Below are 23,321 nucleotides of genomic sequence, written 5' to 3'. Positions count from 1 at the left end.
ACTGTACCTGAGGACAACCTTAGAGGCAATTGGAAAGATCCATTGTTAACTTAGGACACGAGAATGACGGTGAGGCAAATATTCTCCAGAGGTGGGGATATTCGCTGAGGCGACATTTCCTCATTCCGTAAAGGGGTGGTCGGCAAAAGAACGTGGCGTCGCGGACAGCTGCGGTGTCCTGGCTATCGATTGCGGCCGTCGTAGCGGCCGGATTCGCCGCAGTCGCGGTCGACCAGTCAAAATACGCCGTCTACATGGTCATCCCTACCGACACCCGGTTGCCCGTACGGTCGCGGGGCGTGGTGTCGCCGGTCGGTCGTGATCGCGTCTCCACGCGGGTGGGGCAACATGGCAACGAGAAACCGCCTCGGTCGAGCAGAACGGTTCCATAGTCCGACTTACCTTTGCCTGTGTAAAGAGCACATTGCGCAATGGAGACTCAATATCTCGGTGAAGTGTGCGCTCGCGAGCCGGGTCTGACCCAAAGGAAGGCCGGATCGCAGCAAAATCCAGTAGTCCAAGCGGCCCTGGCGGCGACATCTCGGCACGCTTCATCGCCCGCACCGGACCGCCGTCGGGGCGCGCCGGGCGGCACAAAAAAACCCGGCGCAGTCGCTCGACCTGGGCCGAACCGACTGCGCCGGGGGTGAAGCGGAAGGGTTACTCGCCGTCGCTCTTGATCTCGGCCAGCACGGTGCCCTGTGTGACAGCGGCGCCCGCCTCGACCGCGAGTCCGGTGATGGTGCCGTCCTTGTGGGCGGTCACCGGGTTCTCCATCTTCATGGCCTCGAGGACCACGACCAGGTCGCCGGCGGACACCTGCTGGCCCTCTTCGACGGCGACCTTGACGACGGTGCCCTGCATGGGCGCGGTCACCGAGTCGCCGGACGTCGCCGCACCGCCGTGCGCACCGCGCTTACGCGGCTTCGGCTTCTTGCGGATCACGCCCGCAGGGGCGGCGCCGCCACCATTGCCGAGGACCAGATCGCCCGGCAGCGAGACCTCGAGGCGCCGGCCGCCGACCTCAACGACCACGGTCTGGCGCGGTGCAGTGTCCTCTTCGTCGATCGGGTCGCCACCGGTGAACGGTTCGATGGTGTTGTCCCACTCGGTTTCGATCCACCGGGTGTGCACCGTGAAGCCGTTCTCGTCGCCGATGAAGGCGGGATCGCTGACCACCGCGCGGTGGAACGGGATGACCGTGGCGAGCCCTTCGACCTTGAACTCGGCCAGTGCACGCCGCGAGCGCTCCAGCGCCTCCTCGCGGGTGGCGCCGGTGACGATCAGCTTGGCCAGCATCGAGTCGAACTGACCGCCGATCACCGATCCGGACTCCACCCCGGAGTCCAGGCGGACGCCGGGACCGGTGGGCGGTTCGAACGTGGTGACGGGGCCCGGGGCGGGCAGGAAGCCGCGCCCGGCGTCCTCACCGTTGATGCGGAACTCGATCGAGTGTCCGCGCGGTGTCGGGTCCTCGGTGATGTCGAGGGGCTCACCGTTGGCGATCCGGAACTGCTGGCGGACCAGGTCGATGCCCGAGGTCTCCTCGGTCACCGGATGCTCCACCTGCAGGCGGGTGTTCACCTCGAGGAACGAGATCAGGCCGTCCTGGCCCACCAGGTACTCCACGGTGCCCGCACCGTAGTAGCCGGCCTCCTTGCAGATCCGCTTGGCCGACTCGTGGATCTCCTTGCGCTGCGCGTCGGTCAGGAACGGCGCGGGGGCCTCCTCCACCAGCTTCTGGAAGCGGCGCTGCAGCGAGCAGTCGCGGGTGCCCGCGACGACGACGTTGCCGTGCTGATCGGCGATCACCTGCGCCTCGACGTGGCGCGGCTTGTCGAGGTAGCGCTCGACGAAGCACTCACCGCGGCCGAACGCGGCCACGGCCTCACGGGTGGCCGAATCGAACAGCTCGGGAATCTCCTGGATGGTGCGCGCCACCTTCATACCGCGACCGCCGCCGCCGAAGGCGGCCTTGATCGCGACCGGGACGCCGTACTCCTCGGCGAACGCGACCACCTCGTCGGCATCCTTGACCGGGTCCGGCGTGCCGGGGACCAGGGGCGCCTGTGCGCGCGCGGCGATGTGACGGGCGGTCACCTTGTCGCCGAGGTCGCGGATCGACTGCGGGCTCGGGCCGATCCAGATCAGCCCGGCGTCGATGACGGCCTGCGCGAAGTCGGCGTTCTCGCTCAGGAAGCCGTATCCCGGGTGGATCGCGTTGGCGCCGGACTTCTCCGCCGCGTCGAGCAGCTTCTCGAACACGAGGTACGACTCGGCCGAGGTCTGACCACCCAGCGCGAAGGCCTCGTCCGCGAGCCGCACGTGCGGGGCGTCGGCGTCGGGTTCGGCATAGACGGCCACACTCTGCAGCCCGGCGTCCTTGGCCGCGCGGATGACCCGGACGGCAATCTCTCCTCGGTTGGCGACAAGCACCTTGGAGATCTTCGAGCTGGCGTGACTGGCCACTTCGCCTCCTGCTGATATGCCTTTCGGGCACTCACTTAAGAACGTCTTGAGAAACTAATGGGGGAGTTTAAGCGTCGCCCCTGAGGCGGTCGGTAACCGGTATCGGTTACTCGTAAGTAAGTTGCGCGTTGGGCCCGTTCGGGATTGGTCAGCCGTCCCGCAACCGGCGTTTGATCCGCGTCAGCATCGCCGACATCCCCCGCAGCCGCAGCGGGCTGATCAGCGCCGCCAGCCCCAACTCGGTGTAGAAGTCGTCGGGCACGCCGAGGATGTCCTCCGCCGCCTGCTCGTCCAGCCCGGTCGCCAGGATCGCCGCGAAACCGCGCGTGGTCGGCGCTTCGGCCGGCGCGCTGAAGTACAGCCGCACCCGGTCGCGATCGCCCGCGTCGACATGCAGGAACAACGGCGACTGGCATTCGGGCACCGGTTCCATCGCCGCCTCCTCGAGCTCGGAGGGCAGCGCGGGCAGGTCGTCGGCGAACTCGAGGAGCAGCCGGAGCTTGTCCTGTCCCTGCACCTCCTGGAACTCGGAGACGACCTCGGCGAGAGGGGTCGGCATGGTCATGACGACGCGGGTGCCTCGCCCGGATCGGGGCCGACCGCGACCGGGACACGCACCGCGTTGCCCCATTCGGTCCACGAGCCGTCGTAGTTGCGCACACCCGGCAGCCCGAGCAGGTGGGTCAGGACGAACCAGGTGTGGCTGGAGCGTTCCCCGATCCGGCAGTAGACGACGGTTTCGTCGTCGGGCTCGAGGAAGCCGTAGAGCTCCTCGAGTTCGGCGCGGGTGCGGAACTGACCGTTGTCCCGGGCCGCCTTGCTCCACGGGATCGACCGCGCGGTCGGGATGTGCCCGCCGCGCAACGCCCCCTCCTCCGGATAGTCGGGCATGTGGGTGCGTTCACCGGTGTACTCGGCGGGCGAGCGGACGTCGATCAGCGGCTGCTTGCCCAGGATCCCCAGGACGTCCTCGCGGAAGGCGCGGATCGGGGCGTCGTCGCGTTCGACGACGGGGTAGCCGCTGGTCTGCCTGGACGGTACGTCGAGGGTGGTGTCGCGGCCGTCGGAGATCCACAGATCGCGGCCGCCGTCGAGCAGGCGGACGTCGGGATGCCCGAACAACGTGAAGACCCACAACGCGTAGGCCGCCCACCAGTTGCTCTTGTCGCCGTAGATCACCACGGTGTCGTCGCGGCTGATGCCCTTGCGGTCCATCAACGCGGCGAACTGCTCACCGTTGATGTAGTCGCGGACGTTCGGATCGTTGAGGTCGACATGCCAGTCGATCTTCACCGCGCCGGGGATGTGGCCGGTGTCGTAGAGCAGGACGTCCTCGTCGGACTCGACGATGGCCAGGCCGGGGCGGCCGAGATTGCCGGCCAGCCAGTCGCTGGTGACGAGGCGTTCCGGATGGGCGTAGTCGGCGAGTTTCGGGCTGGGATCAGGTGGCAGCGGCACGGAAACGAGCCTACCGCCGGACGCGGGTTCGGCGGGTCCCTGGTCAGCGCGTCCAGAGCGCCGGGACCGACAGGTCGAGCCGGTCCAGCATGCGGCGCACGAGCGGAAGGCTCAGCCCGATGACGTTGGAGGGGTCGCCGTCCACGCCGTCGAGGAACCAGCCGCCGAGGCCGTCGAGCGTGAAAGCGCCTGCCACACCGAGGGGTTCACCGCTGTCGACGTAGGCGGCCAGGTCGGCCGGCGGCGGGGTGCCGAACCGGACGGTGGTGGCGGCCGCCTCGACCTCGCGTCGCCCGGCGACACCGTCGCGGACCCGGACCAGGCAGTGGCCGGTATAGAGTTCGCCGCTGCGGCCCGCCATCTGCTGCCACTGTGCGCGCGCGGCCGCCGGCGTTCCCGGCTTACCGGTCAGGCGGCCGTCCAGCTGGAGCATCGAGTCGCAGCCGATGACCACGCAGTCGGTCGCGACCTCGGTCGGTAGGGACTCCACGACGCTCGCGGCCTTGGCCGCGGCCAGCGCGCACACCACCTGATCCGGCGGTGCCGCCGCACCCAGGGCCGCGACGATCGCATCCTCGTCGACCCCGGAGACGACGACGAGTGGTTCGATTCCGGCCTGGCGCAACACTTTCAGCCGACCAGACGAGGCGGATCCCAGGACGACCCTGGTGGTCACCTGCGCATGTGGGTGCGTTCCAGCAGCGTCACCCTCTGCCAGCTGGTCACGTCGTAACGCAGCTTGTCCGCCGGGTGGCCCCACGGGTTGAACTCCTGCGGCCCCGGTTCGGTGTGGCCACCGCCGGCGCCGGCGAGCACCGCGGCAAGCGCGGCGATCTCCTCGTCGGACGGCTGTCCCTTGAGCACGTGGATGTGCGGGTCAGGGGCGGGAGGTAGGTCGATGGTCAGCTGACGGTGATCGCTGACCTCGGTGATGTCGGTGTCCTGCGACATGTGCGTTACTCCTCTGCCGGCGACTCAGAGCGGGATGTTGCCGTGCTTCTTGGGCGGCGTCTGGGCGATCTTGCGCTCCAGCAGTCGCAGTGCGGTGCCGATGTAACCGCGGGTGTGCGACGGCGGGATGACCGCGTCGACGTAACCGCGCTCGGCCGCGATGTACGGGTTGACCAGGGTGTCCTCGTACTCCTGCTGCAGTTCGAGACGCAACGCGTCGACGTCCTGGCCTTCCTTGGCCGCCTCTTTGAGCTGCTGGCGGTAGACGAAGCCGACCGCACCCGAGGCGCCCATGACCGCGATCTGTGCCGTCGGCCACGCGACGTTGACGTCGCAGCCCATGTCCTTGGAGCCCATGACGCAGTAGGCGCCGCCGTAGGCCTTGCGGGTGATGACGGTGATCTTGGCGACCGTGGCCTCACCGTAGGCGTACAGCAGCTTGGCGCCGCGGCGGATGATGCCGTTGTACTCCTGCTCGGTGCCGGGCAGGAACCCCGGGACGTCGACGAGCATGACGATCGGGATGTTGAAGCAGTCGCAGGTCCGCACGAAGCGCGCGGCCTTCTCCGAGGCGTTGATGTCGAGGCAGCCGGCGAACTGGGTCGGCTGGTTGGCGACGATGCCCACCGGGCGGCCGTCGATGCGCCCGAAGCCGACGATGATGTTGCTCGCGTAGCCCTCCTGGGTCTCCAGGAACTCGTCGTCGTCGAGGATGCGGGTGATCACCTCGTGCATGTCGTACGGCTGGTTCGGCGAGTCCGGGATCAGCGTGTCCAGCTCGAGGTCCTCATCGGTGAGGGTCTCCTCGATCGGGCCGGCGGGCTGCGGCGACGGGTAGCGCGGCGGATCGGCGTAGTTGTTGGGCGGCAGGTAGGACAGCAGATCGCGGACGTAGTCGAACGCGTCCTGCTCGCCGGAGGCGACGTAGTGGGCCAGGCCGGACTTCGCCATGTGGGTGTGGCCGCCGCCGAGCTCCTCCATGGTCACCTCTTCACCGGTGACCGTCTTGATGACGTCGGGGCCGGTGATGAACATCTGGCTGGTCTTGTCGACCATGATCACGAAGTCGGTGAGCGCGGGGGAGTAGACGTGGCCGCCGGCGGCCGCGCCCATGATCAGCGAGATCTGCGGGATGACGCCCGAGGCTTTGATGTTGTTGTGGAAGATGCGGCTGTAGAGGCCGAGCGAGACCACGCCCTCCTGGATGCGTGCGCCGGCGCCGTCGTTGATGCCGATCAGGGGGCGGCCCGTCTTGATGGCCAGCTCCTGCACCTTGACGATCTTCTCGCCGTAGACCTCGCCGAGGCTGCCGCCGAACACGGTGGCGTCCTGGCTGAAGATGCAGACCTCGCGGCCGTCGATGGTGCCGTACCCGGTCACCACGCCGTCGCCCGGCGGCCGGTTGGCCTGCAGACCGAAGTTGGTGCTGCGGTGCTTGGCCAGCGCGTCGAGTTCGACGAAGGAGTCCTCGTCGAGCAGCGCGAGGATGCGCTCGCGGGCGGTCAGCTTGCCCTTGGCGTGCACCTTCTCGACGGCGGCCTCACCGACCGGATGCTGTGCCTCGTCGGTGCGCTTGCGCAGATCGGCCAGCTTGCCCGCGGTGGTGTGAATGTCGATCTCATGGGCGCCGGAGGGCGCGGAAGGATCAGTCACGCTCGTCATGGGCGTTGATGCTATGCGACCTGTTTCCGGCACTTTCACGATCCCCTTAGAAATGGGATCTCGCCGCGTGTCGGCCCTTCCGCACGGTCGGTCGAGGCGCCGCTGGAGGCCAGCAAACTGATCCGCAGGGGGCGAGCAACGGCGGGCGCGTACCACCGGTAACGGGAACGTGCAGAATCGGCCGTAACTTGGACGCATATTCGCGAGCGCTCGCGGGTACGGGAAATACATGACACGCAGATTTGGCGAACAGGCGCCTGACGTGCGCGTCGAATTGTGTCATTGACGCCAACGTAAGTCAACCTAGGTGGGCATGCGATCGGAAATGTCGCAGCGTAGCGACACCTTTTGCGGCGATCGGGGCGCTGGTGGATGCCGTCCGCCGAACAAGAAACATGAATTTACAAATTGATTGCCCGACCGCCGAGCGGTTTCGTGATCATCTTGAGATGATCGTGTGAGGTCGGTTAAAGTCGGGCGGGAGTAATTGAACACTGGGGGGGACCGCATGACCGCGGTGAATGACGATGTCGATCTGACAGCAAAGGTGGCGGCCGAGCCGGGGAGGGTGCCGCTCTGGCAGCGCGGCTATGCGCGCAGACTGGTCGTCTTGGACTTCGTTGCCGTCGTTCTCGCCGTCGGCGCAGCTCAGTGGCTCCGTTTCGGCAGCCTGCCCGGCGAGACCAACACCTACCCGAACTTCGCCTACTCGATCCTGTCGGTCATCATCGCCGTCGCGTGGATGCTGGCAATGTCGATCAACCGGGCCCGTTCGCCTCGCGTGATCGGTTCGGGCGCCGAGGAGTACCGGCGGGTGTGGCTGGCCACACTGGCGGTCTTCGGCGGGGTGGCCATCGTCTCGATGCTGTTCAAGCTGAACATCGCCCGCGGTTACCTGATGATCGCCCTGCCGATCGGCCTGGTAGCGCTGATCCTCTTCCGGTGGATCGCGCGCCGCGTCGTCGCCTCGGTGCGGGAGAAGTACGGTCGGTGCATCACCCGACTGCTCGTGGTCGGCAACCCGCACGCCATCCGGGACCTCACCAAATCTCTTGCCCGCGAGACGAAGTCGGAATACCTGGTGGTCGGCGCCTGCGTCCCCAGCGGATTCGCCAAGTCCGAGCTCGAGGTGCCCGGTGTCGGCTCCATCCCCACCTTCGGTGACGAGACCAACGTCGTCGGAGCGGTGACCGCGACAAAGAGCCATGCCGTGGCCGTGACCGCCACCGAGCGGCTCGACGGACGCGGTATGCGCGATCTGTCCTGGGAGCTCGAGAAGCTCGACATCGACCTGCTCGTCGCCCCGGGTGTCGTCGACGTCGCCGGGCCGCGCCTGACCATGCGTCCGGTCGCCGGGCTTCCGCTGATCCACGTGGAGAAACCGCAGTACAACGGGGCCAAGCGGTTCCAGAAGCGGCTCTTCGACATGGTGTTCGCCAGCACCGTCCTGCTGCTCGGCGCGCCGATCCTGATCGCCGTCGCGATCGCGGTCAAGCTGACGAGCCGGGGTCCGGTCTTCTACCGCTCCGAGCGCATCGGCCTCGACGGTCGGGCGTTCGAGATGATCAAGTTCCGCACCATGGTCGAGGGCGCCGACCGGATGCTGCCCGAGCTCGCCGCTCTCAACGAAAGCGACGGCGGGGTCCTGTTCAAGATCCGCGAAGATCCCCGGGTCACCCCGCTCGGCCGGGTGCTGCGTAAGTACAGCATCGACGAGCTGCCGCAGTTCATCAACGTCCTCAAACGCGATATGAGCGTCGTCGGGCCCCGGCCGCCGCTGGCCGGCGAGGTCAAGACCTACGACGACCACGTCAAGCGCCGCCTGCTGGTCCGGCCGGGTATCACCGGGCTGTGGCAGGTCAGCGGCCGCTCCGACCTGTCGTGGGAGGATTCGGTCCGGCTCGACCTGTTCTACGTCGAGAACTGGTCGATGATCTCCGACCTCCAGATCGCCTTCAAGACCGTCAAGGCGATGCTGCGACATTCCGGCGCGTACTGAGCCGAAACCGGCGGGGCGCACGCGCGGCTGAGTAAAGTGCTGCCGTGGGATACCCCGACAACGTGCTGGCCAGAGACGAGCAGGTGGTCCTGCACAGGCATCCGCATTGGAAGCGGTTGATCGGCGCGGTGCTCGTGCTGCTGTTCACCAGCGCGGCGGCCGCCTTCGTGGCCGGATACGTCAACACACTCGCGTGGGACGCCACCGCCAAGAACGTCATCTTCCTCGTCATCGGCGGCATCTGGCTGGTGCTCGTCGGCTGGCTGACGGTGTGGCCGTTCCTCAACTGGTGGACGACGCACTTCGTCATCACCGACCGGCGGGTGATGTTCCGCCACGGTCTGGTCACCCGCGCGGGGATCGACATCCCGCTGGCACGGATCAACAGTGTCGAGTTCCGGCACGGCCTGCTGGATCGGATCCTGCGCACTGGCACGCTCGTCATCGAGTCAGCGGCGCAGGACCCACTCGAGTTCCACGACATCCCCCGCGTGGAACAGGTCCACTCGCTGCTCTATCACGAGGTCTTCGACACCCTGGGGTCCGAAGAGTCGCCGAGCTGATCGAGGCCGGACCGCCGGCGGGACCGCCGTAACGGGGTGACCGTGCCCTCCCCGGGCGCATCGCCGTGCGGGGCGGTGTGGTGCGCGGCGGCATCCTCCATCGCCTCGGCGATCCCCCCGATGGTGAGGGTGGACTCCAGCGCCTTGTCCGGGTTGCGGCCGAACTCCTCGGGGAACACCCACCGCCGGAACGCCCAGAACCGGAAGGCCATCTGCAGGAGATTGCCCAGGATGTAGGCGGAGACGAAGTCGGCGATGTTCTCGATCGTCAGCGACACCTCGGGGACGCGCAGTCCCAGCACGTAGCTCGAGAAGTACAGCGGAAGCATGCTCAGCAGGACGCCGACACCGCTGAACCCGAAGAACAACAGCGCCTCGTGATGTCGCTCACGTCCACCGCGGTCGCGGAAGCTCCACTCCCGATTGAGGATGTAGGAGGCGATCACCGCGACGATGCCGGCGATGATCTTCGCCGTCACCGGCTTGGGCTCGAGAATCGTCAGCTTGAGCGTGAAGAAGATGGCCGAGTCGATGACGAACGTGGTCGCGCCGACGATGGCGAACTTGATCAGCTCATGGTGCTGCTCGGCGTACGGCCGGATGGGCCCCGGCAGTCGCTTGATCGTCGCATCGGCGAAAGACACAAGGAAGAAGTCTACGGAACCGAGGGGGCCCCTGTCGTATCGCCGCCGTATCGCTGCTTCGTTCCTGGTCAATGCACCCCACCCGGGCCATGACACGATAGGCGGCGTGCCGAGACATACTCCTTCCACCTCTTCGGCCTCTTCGCCACCAGTGGTGGCGATGATCGGCGGGGGTCAACTCGCCCGGATGACCCATCAGGCGGCGATCGCGCTCGGCCAGACCCTGCGGGTGCTCGCCACCGGCCCGCAGGAGCCGGCCGCCCAGGTGACCCCCGACGTGGTGATCGGATCGCATACCGACCTCGACGCGCTCCGCCGCGCGGCCGCCGGCGCGACCGTACTGACCTTCGACCACGAACACGTCCCCACCGAAGCCCTCGAGACGCTGGTTGCCGAGGGGGTGAACGTGGCGCCGCCGCCGGCCGCGCTGGTGCACGCGCAGGACAAGCTGGTGATGCGCAGGCGACTCGAAGCGATGGGTGCGCCGATCCCGCGCTACACCGCCGTCGACACCGTCGACGACGTCGTGGCCTTCTCGTCCGAGGTCGGTGGCCCGGTCGTGCTCAAAACGGTCCGCGGGGGATACGACGGCCGCGGTGTGGTGCTGACCGCCGACGCCGACGAGGCGCGCGACGTGGCCGCCCGCTATCTCGCCGACGGTGTGCCGATCCTGGCCGAGGAGCGTGTCGACATGCGCCGCGAGCTCGCGGCCGTGGTGGCCCGGTCACCGTTCGGGCAAGGTGCGGCGTGGCCGGTGGTCGAGACCGTGCAGCGCGACGGCATCTGCGTCGTGGTGCTGGCCCCGGCGCCGGAGTTGTCCGACGACCTGGGCTCGAGCGCCCAGCAGCTGGGGTTGAAGCTGGCCGCCGAACTCGGCGTGGTCGGGGTGCTCGCCGTCGAACTCTTCGAGACGATCGACGGCCGGCTGTTGGTCAACGAATTGGCGATGCGGCCGCACAACTCCGGGCACTGGAGCATGGACGGCGCGGTCACCAGCCAGTTCGAACAGCACGTCCGCGCGGTGCTGGACTATCCGCTCGGCGACACCTCGCTGCTCGCCCCGGCCACCGTGATGGCCAATGTCCTCGGGGCGCCGCAGACTCCGGCGATGACGATGGACGAACGGGTGCACCACCTTTTCGCCCGCATGCCGGACGCCAAGGTGCACCTGTACGGCAAGGGCGAGCGGCCCGGCCGCAAGATCGGCCACGTCAACCTCACCGGCGACGATCCGGCGGTGTTGCGTGAGCGGGCCGAGCGGGCCGCGCACTGGTTGTCCCACGCCGAGTGGACCGACGGATGGGATCCGCACGCCGAAGTCAGGGAAGGAATCTCGAGGTGAACGCACCCGCCCCACGCGTCGGGGTCATCATGGGCAGCGACAGCGATTGGTCGGTGATGGCCGACGCCGCCGAAGCGCTCGCCGAGTTCGAGGTGGCCTTCGAGGTCGGCGTGGTCTCCGCGCACCGCACCCCCGGCCGCATGCTGGATTACGCGCGCACCGCCGCCGACCGGGGGATCGAGGTCATCATCGCCGGTGCCGGCGGGGCGGCCCACCTGCCGGGCATGGTGGCTTCGGCGACACCGTTGCCGGTCGTCGGCGTGCCGGTGCCGTTGGCCCGGCTGGACGGGATGGATTCGCTGCTGTCGATCGTGCAGATGCCCGCCGGGGTGCCGGTGGCCACGGTGTCGATCGGCGGCGCGCGCAACGCCGGACTGCTGGCCGTGCGGATCCTCGCTTCGGCCGACCGCGCGCTGCGGGCGCGCATGGTCCGGTTCCAGGCGGACCTCGAACAGATGGTGCTCGAGAAGGATGAAGCGCTGCGGAACCGGCTACTCGGTGCGGACTGAGCGCAGGTAAAGTTACCGGTGAGTAGCAAGGAGGCCACGATGGCTGGTTGGACCGGAAACCCGTCCTTCGACGTGTTCCAGTTGCCCGAGGAACACCAGGAGCTGCGCGCGGCGATCCGCGCACTCGCCGAGAAGGAGATCGCCCCGTACGCGGCGGACGTCGACGAGCAGATGCGGTTCCCGCAGGAGGCGTTGGACGCTCTCAACGCCTCGGGCTTCAACGCGGTGCACGTACCCGAGGAGTACGGCGGCCAGGGCGCCGATTCGGTGGCGGCGTGCATCGTCATCGAGGAGGTCGCGCGGATCGACGCGTCGGCGTCGCTGATCCCCGCGGTCAACAAGCTCGGCACCATGGGCCTGATCCTGCGCGGCTCCGAGGAGTTGAAGCAGAAGGTGCTGCCGGACCTCGTCGAGGGCCAGTTGGCCTCCTATGCGCTGTCCGAACGTGAGGCGGGTAGCGACGCCGCGTCGATGCGCACCCGCGCCAAGGCCGACGGCGACGACTGGATCCTCAACGGCGCCAAGGCGTGGATCACCAACGGCGGCAAGTCGTCCTGGTACACCGTGATGGCGGTGACCGATCCCGACAAGGGCGCCAACGGCATCTCGGCGTTCATGGTGCACATCGACGACGAGGGTTTCACCGTCGGCCCCAAGGAGCGCAAGCTCGGCATCAAGGGTTCGCCCACGACCGAGCTGTACTTCGAGAACTGCCGCATCCCGGGGGACCGGATCGTCGGCGAGCCGGGCACCGGCTTCAAGACCGCACTCGCGACACTCGACCACACCCGCCCGACCATCGGCGCCCAGGCCGTCGGCATCGCCCAGGGCGCGGTCGACGCGGCGATCGCCTACACCAAGGACCGCAAGCAGTTCGGCACGTCGATCAGCGACTTCCAGGGTGTGCAGTTCATGCTCGCCGACATGGCGATGAAGGTGGAGGCCGCCCGGCTGATGGTGTACTCGGCCGCCGCCCGCGCCGAACGCGGTGAGGGCAATCTCGGCTTCATCTCCGCGGCGAGCAAGTGCTTCGCCTCCGACGTCGCGATGGAGGTGACCACCGATGCGGTGCAGCTGTTCGGCGGCGCCGGCTACACCGTGGACTTCCCGGTCGAGCGGATGATGCGCGACGCCAAGATCACCCAGATCTACGAGGGCACGAATCAGATTCAGCGCGTGGTGATGTCGCGGGCGCTGCTGCGCTGAGCCGTCACGGTCAGTAGGCGCCGCGGCCGCGGGCAACGGTCACCGCGGTCCTGGCCAGGATCCGCAGGTCCTGATCCATCGACCAGTTCTCCACGTAGTACAGGTCGAGCCGGACGCGGTCCTGTTCGCTGATGTCCGAACGGCCCGACACCTGCCACAGACCGGTCATCCCCGGTTTCACCAGGAGTCGGCGCTCGACGAACCCGGGGAACTCGGCGCCCTCGCCGTCGACCATCGGCCGGGGTCCGATCAGGCTCATCTCACCGACGACGACGTTGATGAGCTGGGGCAGTTCGTCGAGGCTGGTGCGGCGCAGCGCCCTGCCGATCCGGGTGACCCGTGGGTCGTGCGCCCACTTGTAGAACGCGTCGCCGGACTTGCCGGACAGTGCGCGCACCTCGGCCAGGCGTGCGTCGGCCTCGGGCTGCATCGACCGGAACTTCCACATCCGGAAGGGTTCCCCGTGCCGCCCGACGCGGGCTGGCCGGTAGAACACCGGACCACCGTCCTCGAGTTTGATCAGGGCGGCGACCACCACGAACAGAGGTGCGGCCACGACGAGCAGGACCAGCGACAGAAGGCGGTCGAACAGTGCCTTGCCCAGTGCGGACAACGACGAGTAACCCGGTTCGTCCACCCGTAGCAGCGAAAGTCCGTTCAGCCGTTCCAGACTGAGCTTCGGCTGGGCGACCGCGGCCACGCCCGGCACCACCATCAGGTCGATGCCGTACGGATGCAGCGCCCACCGCAGATCGCGCAGGCACTCGTCGCTCAACCGGTCGGCGGAGGTGATGACCACCGACTGCGCTTGATGCACCCTGGCCAACTCCGTGATCTCGGCGGTGTCCACCACCGGTTCCTCGGGGCTCTCGCCGGGTACCTCGGAACCGCCTGTGACGCTGACCAATTCGTTCGAGCGGGCACCCAGTGCGTGGAACGCGACGACCTCGTAGCCCGCGCGGGCGTCCTCGGCCACCGCGGCCGCGACGCGGTCCGCCTCGGCGCGGGTGCCGACCAGGAGGAGGCGGGTGCGCTGCCCGTCCGGGTGGATCCGCTGCCGGAGGAGGACGACGGTGCTCATTAGATGCGCCAGCATGCATCCGCCGAGGCCCGTGGCGATCGCGATCAGCAGGGTCTGGCGCGGAAGCGGGCTGCCGGTGACCAGGAGGACCACGGCGACGAGGCCGAGGAGCTTGCCGGTGGCCACCAGGACGCGCTTGTACTCCTCGAATCCGCGGCCCAGGATCTTCGGGTCGCTGGACCTCTGCGCGGTCAGCAACACCGCCCACGCCGCCACCATGCCGACACCGAAGATGACGCGTACCCAGGTCTCCCGGTGCACGGCGACGTCGGAGCTGACCGCGACCGCGAACGTGGTTCCGCCGAGCACACTGAGTATTTCGGCGGCCTGCACTCTGGCGCTGCTGTCAAGCATTGGCCACCGTCCGGCGCCTGGCCGACTCGCGGTTGTCGATCACCTCGCGCACCACGCGGCCGGCGAGTCCCACCGACGAATTCCAGCTCGTGACCTCGGGGTAGATCTGCGCCGTGGTGGCCAGGAAGACGTTCGTGTCACTGACCCGGCTCATGGGCATGCGTGCGTGGTAACCCAGTGTCGGAATCGGCTCCACGAAGGGCGCTTTGAACACGCGCACCTGTTCGACCGCCCCGGCGTCGGCCAGCCGGTCGGGGTAGAGCGCCCGCAGTTGGGCAGTCCAGCGGCGCGCGATCTCGGTGTCCGGTTCGGCGAACAACGCCGAGTCCCGTCCGCAGTAGTGCATCACGTACACCAGCGTCCGTCCGCCGTAGCGCTCGGTGCCGGTGAGCGCCGACATCTCCACCACACCGTCGAAGTCGGTGCCGCAGTTGATCACCGGCGCCCAGTAGTGCCCGTCGAGTGGCCGGTCGAGCAGGAAGACCGCGTTCACCACGCCCTGGTAGTCGAGTCGGATCTCGGGCAGCTCGGCCCGCAGCGGCTCGTCCGACAGCGAGCGCAGCAGCGGGATCGGCACGGTCGACACGACCGATTGCGCGGCGATCTCCTCGCCGGTGTCCAGACGAACGGTCGCGCCGTCGCCGTCGGCCCTCACGCTCTGCACCCCCACGCCCAAATCGACACGTCCGCCGTCGGATTCGATGGACTCCCTCAAGCGGTCGACGATCGAGCGGTACGTACCCAGCGGATAGCCGCGGGTGGCGACGTTGCTCTCCCGGCCGAGGCGCTGATAGAGGTAGCGGGCGGGGACCTCACCGAAGGCGTCACCGAACTTCGCGCCGAACAACGGTCTGAGCAGGCGCTGCCACACGGTGGGGCCGTACACGCCGCGCAGCCAGTCCTCGGTTCTGGTGTTGTCGAGGTCCTTCCCGCGCCCGAGCCGGCGCAACAGCAGCGAGACCGCTCCGAACCGGATCCGCTGGGTGAACCGCAGCGGGGTGAACCGCAGCAGGTCCACGGCGCTGTTGAAGGGATATCGGCGGCTGTCGATGTTCATACCCATCGTCGTCTGCTGCCAGCCGATGTCCGCGGCGAGCCCGAGCTCCTCGAGCAGGGGAAGGAGATGTTCGTCGGTGGGCATCACACAGTGGTAGAAGCGTTCGATCTCGACGCCGCCGATCTCGCCACCCATACCCAATCCGCCGAGCTGTCCGGCACTTTCGACGAGGCGGACCGGAATCGACGCGCGGGCCAGCCGGTAGGCCGCCGTCAGACCCGATATCCCGCCGCCGATGACCACGACGGGCCCCGGCTCGACCGGTGTGGACATCTAGACCTGCCGGTAGGGCGCGGGGGTGAAGGACTCACGGACAAGCAGTTTGAAGTACTGCTTGAGCGTGCGTGCCAACTTCAGCTTGCTCGCACCCTGCTTGCGGTCGTACTGCAGGACCAGCGGCACCTCGGCGATGCGCGGATTGCAGTGCCGCAGCTTGAGGAGGAGTTCCACCATGCAGGCGAAGCCCTGCTCGACGACGAGCCGCTCACCCCAGTGGCCGGTGGCACGGCGCAGCAGCGAAACCCGGTATGCGCGATAACCGCTGGTGAAATCGCGGACACCGTCGACCTTCGCGACCACGCGGAACATGTGCGCCGCCCCCCGCGACATCAGACGCCGCAGGGGCGGGGCCGTGGTGTCGTCACCTCCGTTGGTGAACCGTGAGCAGATGGCGATGTCGGCACCCTTGTCGATCTCGCCGACCAGCGCGGCGACGAGAGTGGGGTCGTGGGTGTCGTCGGCGTCCATCACCACGAGCACGTCGTCGTCGGCGGCAACCGCGAGGACCGACCGCAGGCCGGTCTGAATGGCCTGTCCGAGGCCGAGATTCACCTCGTGGGTCACCACGTTGACATCGAGACCCGCGGGACCCCTCGCGGCGACCGCGGCGGTCCTGTCCGCGGAACCGTCATCGATCACCCAGACGGTGAGCGGTTGAGACGCGGCCAGGCGGTCGATGCGCTCGAGGAGTGGGCGCAGGGATCCTTCTTCGTTGTAGGCCGGCAACACGATGTGCACCTGTCCGACGCGGACCGCGGTGCCGACGTGGTCGCGAACGAGCGTGTCTGTCATGGGGATCCTTCGGTGTTCGGCGCCACGCGTGGACGTGACGGTGCGGATGGTCTGCCGGGCGCAGGCGCGCGGATGGGTCGTGGTGTCCTCGTGGACTCGGTGTCGGTCACCCCTTCAGCTGATCCGGGCCGGTCATGGCAACGTTCAGACCCTCAGCCGAGAGGTCCCTCGCCGGCGCCGACGTCGCCGGCCGACGCGGATGGGGCCCACCCTCGTCGAACCGCGGCCGTCGGTACCGACCGTGTGACGCTTGTAGTTTTGTGTTCGCTCGTGCAAACACAGCTAATAAGTACACCAATCGAAGCTTCACCGCACAGGCGTGAGACCTATGTCACAGGATCTGGGGCCGGGAGAATTTGCGCCTTTCGCAAAAAGTCGCCTGTGAAGTGGGATTTATTGCCGCATGGGGTCTAGAGTCCGATTGCCAGATGTGTACGTACCCGTCAATTTTTCGCGCAGACCACACGATCTTGACTCGCTGACTCCGCAGAGTCCGATCGCTGTCAGCACTGTTCAGCCGTCATGCTGGGGCGGACGGGGTCGATGTGCCTGACGATCGGCTGCGGAATCCGCCTGGGTATTCCGGTCGACAGGGGTTATGTCCGCTTACCGCACATCGGGATGCGATTTCAGCAAAGTCACACCAGATTACGCGCGTGCGGGCCCGGGCCGCAGATGGGTGATGTCACCGGCGGCGACCGTGACCGAATCCCGTCCGGTGGTGATGGTCAGCCTGCCGAGGTCGTCGATGTCGGTCGCCGTCCCATCCAGACGTCGATCGCCGGGCAGGGTGGCGGTCACCTCCCGCCCCAGGGTCAGGCTGTGCCTGCGGTAGTCGGCGATGAGGCCCTCGTCGGCGCCTCCAGCGCGGCGCCACCGGGCGATCCGGGTGCCGAGGTTGCGCAGGAGCGCCGCGGCGAGCGCGGTGCGGTCGTGATTCCGGGCGCCGAGCATGGTCAACGAGGTCGCGCGCGGATCGGGTGCCTCGGCCGCGCTCAACGTCACATTGAGGCCGATGCCCACGATCACCACATGCTGCGGGGCGGCGACCTCGGCGAGGATGCCGGCCAGCTTGCCTTCGCCGACGAGTACGTCGTTGGGCCACTTGAGGCCGGCCTCGACCGCGGACACTTCCGCGACGGCGTCGCGTACCGCCACCCCGGTCAACAGCGGCAACCACCCCCAGGCGTCGGGCCGCACACCGCCGGCGTCGACGGCGACCGACATCGCCACCTGTGAGCGCGGGGGCGCCGTCCACTGGCGGCCGTGCCTGCCGCGGCCGGCACTCTGAAATTCCGTGAGCAGGACACTGCCCGCCACGTCTTCCCCGGCGGCCGCGCGGGCGAGGAGGTCGGCGTTGGTGGACCCGGTTTCGTCGACGACATCGAAGGTCCGCCAGCCCTCGCCGAGGGAGGCCCGCAGGCGGGTGACGTCCAGTGGCGGGCGATGCTCGGTGTTCACCCGGTCGAGCCTAGGTCCCGCGGGCGGTGACCCTCGATTCCGTATCCGCCGGGATCCGGATGCGCCAGAGGCCGACCGCGACGGCGACTGTGCCGAGGATCAACATGGCGCGCATCACCGTGATGGTGGTGCCGGGCCCGAGGACGACGTCGACCGGATGCCATCGCGACGCCCACGCCGCCGCACCGATGGCCGCGAGGCCGGGGAGCGTCGCGACGGCGACGCGACGGTCGCCGGCCTTGCACACCGCGGCGATGGCGAACGCGGTCGGCACGAGGAGCCACATGGCGTCGTAGCTGATGTGGTAGAAGGCCAGCAGCGCGATGCACGAGGCGAGCGCGATGCCGATGAGGGGCTGGTCGAGTCGCTCGGCCGACCGGACGGCGAGGATCACCGCGATCACGCCGACCGCCAGCACGAGCATCGTCGCCCAGGACCCAAGCGGTACGCCGAAATCCAGTGCGCTGCCGACGACGTCGATGCGCTCACCGAGGTACTCCACGGTGCGGCGCGCGGAGGAGCCGCTGACGTTGCCGCCGAGCGTCTCGAGCCAACGCATCAGCCCGGACGGGCCGCCGGCAGCCCACAGCGCGATCGGGAGCGATACGGCGGAGGCCAGGAGCATGCCGGAAAAGGCTGTGCGCCAACGTCTCTGGGCGATCAGGATGATGACCACGAACACCCCGATATGGGGTTTGAGGCAGGTGACCGCCGTGCACAACGTCGCAGTCGAAGGCCGTTTGGCGAGAAGCGCAGGTGCGGCCAGCAGGCCGTAGAGCACCGAGGGCTGTCCGTAACCGATCGCATCGGCGACGGTGCGCGCCAACCACAACACCGCGATCCCGACGGCCGCGCCTGCGATCCATTCGGCGCGGGTGGCAGCCGCAGGTGAGCGCCATTCGCGCACCAACCGCCCGCCGGCCCATGCGCCGACGGCCACGACGACGGCGACGTTGACCATGATCGCCAGCGCGACCGCCGCCTGCCACGGGAGTGCGCCGAACGGCAGCCACAGGGCCAGGTGACCTGGGGTGTAGGTGGGGAAGTCCTGGGCGAAGGGGAACTGAGCGGCGTACGCGGCACCGTCGTACGGGTCGCCGCCGGCGAGCAGCCACTTGGTCGGCAGCCAGATCGTGTCGCGGAAGTCCACCATGGCCGCATCCCGGCAGCCGGGGACCGGACACGGCGCCACCGCGTCCCACCGGGTGCGTTCCCGCCACACCTTGCCGGCATAGAACACCGTGAGCAGGACGGCGGCGCCCACCGCGGCGGCAACCGCGGCGTGTCGTACGGCTCGAGACTCCGGTACGAGTCGGGCCACGTGGTCTCCTTCCGTACGGCCTCCTCACCGTCTGCGCGGGCCGGTGACGGGCCCGACAATACGCGTCGAGGGCCGGAGAGCCACATCGAAGTGGTTCGCGGAAGACATGTTTGGCAATGATGTCAGCGGTCGGACAGGAGTTTCCACGATGCGCGCACGCCGGTCGCCGTCCCCACCCCGCGACGTGGAGGGGGCGGCGCAGCGGCGGGCGCGACGCAAGTATCCCCTCGGCGAAACATGCAGTAAGCTGCCGCATCGACGTGGCTCGCAGCCGATCGTGGACGCCCGGTGGGCCGGAAAGGAAGTCACTTCCCGTGAACGGAACATGCCGACGGAAGCGGGCCGGCCGACGATGACCGCCGACGCGCAAGGCAACACGGGCGACTTTGCCAGCTCCGACGCCGATCCGGTGCTGTCCCTGGTGTGCACCACGGTCGGGCGGCCAGAGGCGCTGCGGTGGCTCGCGGCGTCGGTCGCCGCGAGCGAGATGGCAGAACGCGTCGAGTTCGTCCTCGTCGACCAGAGCGTCGACCAGTCGTGCACCGAGGTCATCCGTGCGATGAACCTGCCGGGTCCGGTACACGTAACGACCAGCGGGCGGGGCGCCTCGGCCGGACGCAACGCCGGTACGCCGCTGGCGACCGCGCCGATCCTGGGCTACCCCGACGACAACTGCTGGTATCCGCCGCAGACGCTGCGCGCGGTGGTCGAGACCCTCGCAGAACATCCGGAGCTCAGCGGTGTCGGGGGAATCCAGATCACCGCCGACGGCCGGCCGTCGATGCTGCGGTGGCGCGACCGTCCCGACGTGATCACCAGGCGCAACTTCATGCACACCTCGATCTGTTCGACGGTGTTCCTGCGCCGCACCGCCCTGCCGTCGGCCGCACCGTTCGACGAGTGGATCGGCACCGGCTCACCGGGCCGGCGCGGTGCGGGGGAGGAATCCGACCTGCTGCTGCGCATCATCGCCGCCGGGCACACCCTGGGCTACCGGCCGGAGCTGAAGATCTACCAGGACGATCACCGCGACGAGCCCACCGAGGCGTTCATCGAGAAGATGCACAAGTACGGGGTCGGCAACGGCCATCTGTGGCGCAGGCACCGGCTCGCGCCCCACCGGTTGGCCTACTACTCGGCGCGCAAACTGGTCGGTGCGGGGCTGCACACGGTACGGCGGGAACCGGTGCTCGCCCGCGCGGATCTGGCCTATCTGTCCGGTCAGCTGAGGGGCTGGCTGGGCACCGAGTCATGACCGCGGCGACCTCCCACGATCACCGTGCGCATGCCGAGCTGAGGCGCAGCTTTGGGTGGCGCACGGTCGCGGCGGCCGGTGGCCTGCTGTCGACGCTGCTGTTGACGGTCATCGTCTACCGCACGCTGGACGCGCGGGACGCGGCGGTCTTCTTCGCCATCCTGGCCGCCCTCTCGATCGGTCCGCTGATGGGGCGACTCGGTCTGGGCCCCAACGTGATCCGCCTGCTCGCCGCCGAAGGTCGGCAGGACCGTCGGCGGGCCATCGCGTCGTCCCACCTCGTGGCGACCGCGTTGCTGTCCATGGCGAGCGCGCCCGCGGTCGCGGTCATCGCCACCTGGTCGCTGCGTGGCCAGTCGCACTACCTGCCGGTGCTCGGGCTCACCGCGCTGGCGATCACCGCCGAATCCGTCCGCCTGACCCTCAGCGACGTCTTCGCGGCGACCGGCCGGGTGCGCGCCTCCGTCGCGACCACTCACCACGTCCGGAGCATGGTGGTCCTGCCGCTGGTCGGCATCGCTGCGCTGGCGGTGGCGGCGCCGACGCTGCTCGAGGTGATGGCGGCCTATACGGCGGTCGCCTGTGTGCAGCTGGGCATCGCCCTGATCGGGGCGCGGCACGACGTCGGGCGGCACCGCGGCGCCGGGGCCGCCTCGTTGCGGGGTGCCATCGCATCCGGGTCGAAGCTCTTCACCCTCGACCTCGCCGTGTTCCTCGGACTCTCGGGAACGGTGTGGTTGTCCGCCATCGTCTTCGACCCCGCGGCGGCGGCTCAGTACTCGGCGGCCGCCACCCTGGCCCTGCAGGTCACGATTCTGGAAAGCCTTGCCGCACTGGCTGTCACACCACCGGCAGCGCGGATGTGGGCGGCGGGCAGGCGCGACGAGGTCGTCGGGATCCTGTCGGCGGTGGCGACGCTCGGCACCGCCGTCACCGCCGCGGTGGTGCTGGTCCTCGTGATCGCCGGGCCCGCCCTGCTGGGGTTCGCGTACGGCGAATCCATGCGGGGGGCCGGCCTGCTCCTGGTGATCATGGCGGCCGGAGGGTTGGCGAAGACGGCCTTCGGGGTGAACATCACCGTGCTGATCGTCAGCGGCCACCTGACCGAGGCCTCGCGTACCGCGCTGGCGGTGCTGGCGGTGTCGGTACCCGCGGCCATCGCCGCCGCGGTCATCGGCGGACCGCTCGCGTTGGCCGTGGTCTCGGCGCTGTCGCTCACCGCGACCGCACTCGCCCAGTGGCGCTGCGCTCGGGTCACCGTCGGAATGGCTCCGCGAGCCCGCATCCGCATCGGCCGAGCATGGCAAATTCTCGCTAATTCGCGGTGAACACGCCAGCCGACGCCGGATCGACGGATATCACGGTCCTGACATGGATCAATACCCGACAATCGCGGCCGAATGCACAGATCGGCTCTGGGTGAGTTAGTATGCCGAAGTAGATTTGGCAACGCCACCATGCAATGGCGGCGGCGACGGTCACGGACGGTCACGTTCGGTCTTCACGGCCTGCGACCCGGAGGGAGCACGACCCTTGCGCGACACACACCCGGCCGCGAACACCGCGGCGCTGGCGGCGGCGACCAGACGTTCGGCGAATGCCTGGCTGGTGACCATGACGGTGGTGGCGCTCGTCGGCATCGCGGTCGGTGCCGTCCTGGGCAGCACGATGTACCACCCGCAGGACGAGGAGCCGACCGCCACCGCCCAGATCCGGCTGGGCCCGCCGGTGGACCTGATGGCGATGGCCACCGGCGCACCGACCGACCAATCAACGGCCACCGCAGCCGATTACGTGGCCGGTGAGGTGGCATACCTGTCCGGCAAGGGCTTCGCCCAGACGCTCACCGCGCGCCTGCGCAGGCCGGAGCTGGTCGACTTCACCGTCACGCAGAACGCCATGTCACCGGTGCTGACGCTGCAGGCATCCGGCGCGACACCGGCCGAGGCGACCAGAACCGTCCAGGCGGCGGTCGACCTGTACGCCGCCGGACTGCGCGCCCGTACCGATCGGCAACTGAGGGGTGTGCTCGAGGCGTTCAAACGCTGGACCGCCGAGGCGCCCCGGGATCCCGCGCGCCGCAACCAGATCGCTGCGCTGCGCGCGAACATCGAACTACAGGCCACCCGGCCCGGCGGGCTCGACGTACTGGCCGCGCCGAGCGCCGACCAGCACACCGGCGGGCACTGGCCGTTCGGCGCGGTCTTCGGAGGTCTGCTCGGCGGTGTGGTGGCCCTCGCGGCGCTGATCGGTTCCCGGGCCCGTAGCGGCCGGCTCCGGTCCGCATTCGACGTGGCCGAATTCGTGGGTGCCGGTTCGGTCGACGCCGTGCTGACCCCCGAGGTGAGCCTCCCGCAGATCCGCCGGACGGATGAACGGTCGCGTGTTACCCGAGCTCGCCTGGGGCGCACGCTCTTCGCCCAGTGCGAACGGCCTTCCGGCGGGCAGGGCGGGCGGCTCATCGTGGTGATCGGTGCCTCGGCCAAGTCGGGCAGCACCGACGTCGCGGCCCTCCTGCACGGCGCGGCCGCCGAGAGCGGAGACGCCACCCTGGTCACCCTCAGCGACGGACCGGTGACCGCACCGGGCCACGCGGACCGCACTGTGATCGTCGAGGCCGGAACCACGGGCGAGTCGGCGTTCACCGGCGACGTGATCGCCGCGGCCACCGAGGTCATCCTCGTCGCCCGGCTCAACGTCGACACCGTGGACACCGTGGCGGCCCTCGCGTCCACGGCGCACGTCACGGGGACGGCCGTCAAGGCGGTGCTCACCTTCCAACCATGGTGGACGGCAATGCGATCCGGCTCGCCGACCGCGCCCGCGGCGCCCGTCGCCGACCCGGAGACCGAAGAACCCGCGACGGCTTCCGCGCGGACCGCGACCGCGGCCGAGACAGTGGTCGCGCATTGACCGAC

At 68.6% G+C, this 23,321-nt stretch carries 20 protein-coding genes; 8 read left to right on the top strand and 12 right to left on the bottom strand.

The features are described 5' to 3' along the window. Window positions 1-660: 660 nt before the first annotated feature. The 6 genes from G6N49_RS16635 to G6N49_RS16610 all read right to left on the bottom strand — a co-directional run bounded on the left by G6N49_RS16635 (window position 661) and on the right by G6N49_RS16610 (window position 6,540). On the bottom strand, window positions 661-2,469 hold the full coding sequence (locus G6N49_RS16635; protein WP_011558700.1) for an acetyl/propionyl/methylcrotonyl-CoA carboxylase subunit alpha: 1,809 nt from the start codon (window positions 2,467-2,469) through the stop codon (window positions 661-663). A 148-nt stretch (window positions 2,470-2,617) separates the two neighbouring features. Next, entirely contained in the window at window positions 2,618-3,034 is a 417-nt protein-coding gene (locus G6N49_RS16630; RefSeq protein ID WP_064872790.1) for a SufE family protein, read from the bottom strand. Next, window positions 3,031-3,927 (bottom strand): sulfurtransferase, encoded by an 897-nt coding sequence (locus tag G6N49_RS16625; protein WP_011558702.1) that lies wholly within the window; start codon window positions 3,925-3,927, stop codon window positions 3,031-3,033. The genes G6N49_RS16630 and G6N49_RS16625 overlap by 4 nt, the downstream gene beginning before the upstream one ends. A 43-nt stretch (window positions 3,928-3,970) precedes the next feature. Beyond that, window positions 3,971-4,603: a Maf family protein gene (locus G6N49_RS16620; protein ID WP_011558703.1), complete on the bottom strand. Its 633-nt coding sequence runs from the start codon at window positions 4,601-4,603 to the stop codon at window positions 3,971-3,973. Next, complete coding sequence (locus tag G6N49_RS16615; protein WP_064872793.1) at window positions 4,600-4,878, bottom strand: acyl-CoA carboxylase epsilon subunit; 279 nt, start codon at window positions 4,876-4,878, stop codon at window positions 4,600-4,602. Before G6N49_RS16615 ends, G6N49_RS16620 begins: the two co-directional genes overlap by 4 nt. A gap of 24 nt (window positions 4,879-4,902) precedes the next feature. Then, window positions 4,903-6,540 carry an acyl-CoA carboxylase subunit beta gene (locus tag G6N49_RS16610; RefSeq protein ID WP_083044687.1) on the bottom strand — a complete coding sequence of 546 codons (1,638 nt, stop codon included), beginning with the start codon at window positions 6,538-6,540 and terminating at the stop codon, window positions 4,903-4,905. A gap of 508 nt (window positions 6,541-7,048) precedes the next feature. Between G6N49_RS16610 and G6N49_RS16605 the strand changes: the two genes are divergently transcribed. Continuing rightward, a complete protein-coding gene (locus G6N49_RS16605; protein ID WP_064917547.1) occupies window positions 7,049-8,539 on the top strand; it encodes a sugar transferase in 1,491 nt (496 codons plus the stop codon). Window positions 8,540-8,583: 44 nt separating this feature from the next. Continuing rightward, window positions 8,584-9,102, top strand: a complete 519-nt coding sequence (locus G6N49_RS16600) for a PH domain-containing protein (RefSeq protein WP_064917546.1) — start codon at window positions 8,584-8,586, stop codon at window positions 9,100-9,102. Here G6N49_RS16600 and G6N49_RS16595 read toward each other — a convergent pair. Next, window positions 9,057-9,746 carry a GtrA family protein gene (locus G6N49_RS16595; protein WP_064917545.1) on the bottom strand — a complete coding sequence of 230 codons (690 nt, stop codon included), beginning with the start codon at window positions 9,744-9,746 and terminating at the stop codon, window positions 9,057-9,059. The genes G6N49_RS16600 and G6N49_RS16595 overlap by 46 nt on opposite strands. Window positions 9,747-9,852: 106 nt before the next feature. Between G6N49_RS16595 and G6N49_RS16590 the strand changes: the two genes are divergently transcribed. Genes G6N49_RS16590 through G6N49_RS16580 form a run of 3 tightly spaced genes read left to right on the top strand, consistent with a single transcriptional unit; the run spans window position 9,853 to window position 12,803 of the window. After that, window positions 9,853-11,088: a 5-(carboxyamino)imidazole ribonucleotide synthase gene (locus G6N49_RS16590; protein WP_110807611.1), complete on the top strand. Its 1,236-nt coding sequence runs from the start codon at window positions 9,853-9,855 to the stop codon at window positions 11,086-11,088. Continuing rightward, the gene (gene purE / locus G6N49_RS16585) at window positions 11,085-11,597 is read left to right on the top strand and encodes a 5-(carboxyamino)imidazole ribonucleotide mutase (protein WP_407665042.1); all 513 of its coding nucleotides are present in this window, start codon (window positions 11,085-11,087) and stop codon (window positions 11,595-11,597) included. The genes G6N49_RS16590 and purE overlap by 4 nt, the downstream gene beginning before the upstream one ends. 39 nt (window positions 11,598-11,636) lie before the next feature. Further along, window positions 11,637-12,803 carry an acyl-CoA dehydrogenase gene (locus G6N49_RS16580; RefSeq protein WP_083044686.1) on the top strand — a complete coding sequence of 389 codons (1,167 nt, stop codon included), beginning with the start codon at window positions 11,637-11,639 and terminating at the stop codon, window positions 12,801-12,803. A 10-nt stretch (window positions 12,804-12,813) separates the two neighbouring features. Here G6N49_RS16580 and G6N49_RS16575 read toward each other — a convergent pair whose 3' ends face one another. The 5 genes from G6N49_RS16575 to G6N49_RS16555 form a co-directional block, all read right to left on the bottom strand. After that, the gene (locus G6N49_RS16575; protein WP_083044685.1) at window positions 12,814-14,238 is read right to left on the bottom strand and encodes a sugar transferase; all 1,425 of its coding nucleotides are present in this window, start codon (window positions 14,236-14,238) and stop codon (window positions 12,814-12,816) included. Then, window positions 14,231-15,568: an NAD(P)/FAD-dependent oxidoreductase gene (locus tag G6N49_RS16570; protein WP_083044684.1), complete on the bottom strand. Its 1,338-nt coding sequence runs from the start codon at window positions 15,566-15,568 to the stop codon at window positions 14,231-14,233. The genes G6N49_RS16575 and G6N49_RS16570 overlap by 8 nt, the downstream gene beginning before the upstream one ends. Next, the gene (locus G6N49_RS16565; protein ID WP_083044683.1) at window positions 15,569-16,366 is read right to left on the bottom strand and encodes a glycosyltransferase; all 798 of its coding nucleotides are present in this window, start codon (window positions 16,364-16,366) and stop codon (window positions 15,569-15,571) included. Window positions 16,367-17,014: 648 nt separating this feature from the next. Further along, on the bottom strand, window positions 17,015-17,827 hold the full coding sequence (locus tag G6N49_RS16560; RefSeq protein WP_083044682.1) for a biotin--[acetyl-CoA-carboxylase] ligase: 813 nt from the start codon (window positions 17,825-17,827) through the stop codon (window positions 17,015-17,017). A 10-nt stretch (window positions 17,828-17,837) separates the two neighbouring features. Next, window positions 17,838-19,148, bottom strand: a complete 1,311-nt coding sequence (locus tag G6N49_RS16555; protein WP_083044681.1) for a glycosyltransferase family 87 protein — start codon at window positions 19,146-19,148, stop codon at window positions 17,838-17,840. Window positions 19,149-19,473: 325 nt separating this feature from the next. On the opposite strand from G6N49_RS16555, the gene G6N49_RS16550 reads away from it, so the two are divergent. The 3 genes from G6N49_RS16550 to G6N49_RS16540 all read left to right on the top strand — a co-directional run bounded on the left by G6N49_RS16550 (window position 19,474) and on the right by G6N49_RS16540 (window position 23,316). Next, the gene (locus G6N49_RS16550) at window positions 19,474-20,403 is read left to right on the top strand and encodes a glycosyltransferase family 2 protein (RefSeq protein ID WP_225891904.1); all 930 of its coding nucleotides are present in this window, start codon (window positions 19,474-19,476) and stop codon (window positions 20,401-20,403) included. Next, window positions 20,400-21,731, top strand: a complete 1,332-nt coding sequence (locus tag G6N49_RS16545) for a lipopolysaccharide biosynthesis protein (RefSeq protein WP_083044680.1) — start codon at window positions 20,400-20,402, stop codon at window positions 21,729-21,731. Before G6N49_RS16550 ends, G6N49_RS16545 begins: the two co-directional genes overlap by 4 nt. 205 nt (window positions 21,732-21,936) lie before the next feature. Then, a complete protein-coding gene (locus G6N49_RS16540) occupies window positions 21,937-23,316 on the top strand; it encodes a hypothetical protein (protein WP_083044679.1) in 1,380 nt (459 codons plus the stop codon). Window positions 23,317-23,321 lie beyond the last annotated feature (5 nt).

It is taken from the genome of Mycolicibacterium monacense, assembly GCF_010731575.1.
Classification (GTDB): Bacteria; Actinomycetota; Actinomycetes; order Mycobacteriales; family Mycobacteriaceae; genus Mycobacterium; species Mycobacterium monacense.
This window is presented reverse-complemented; position numbering and strand designations above follow the sequence as displayed.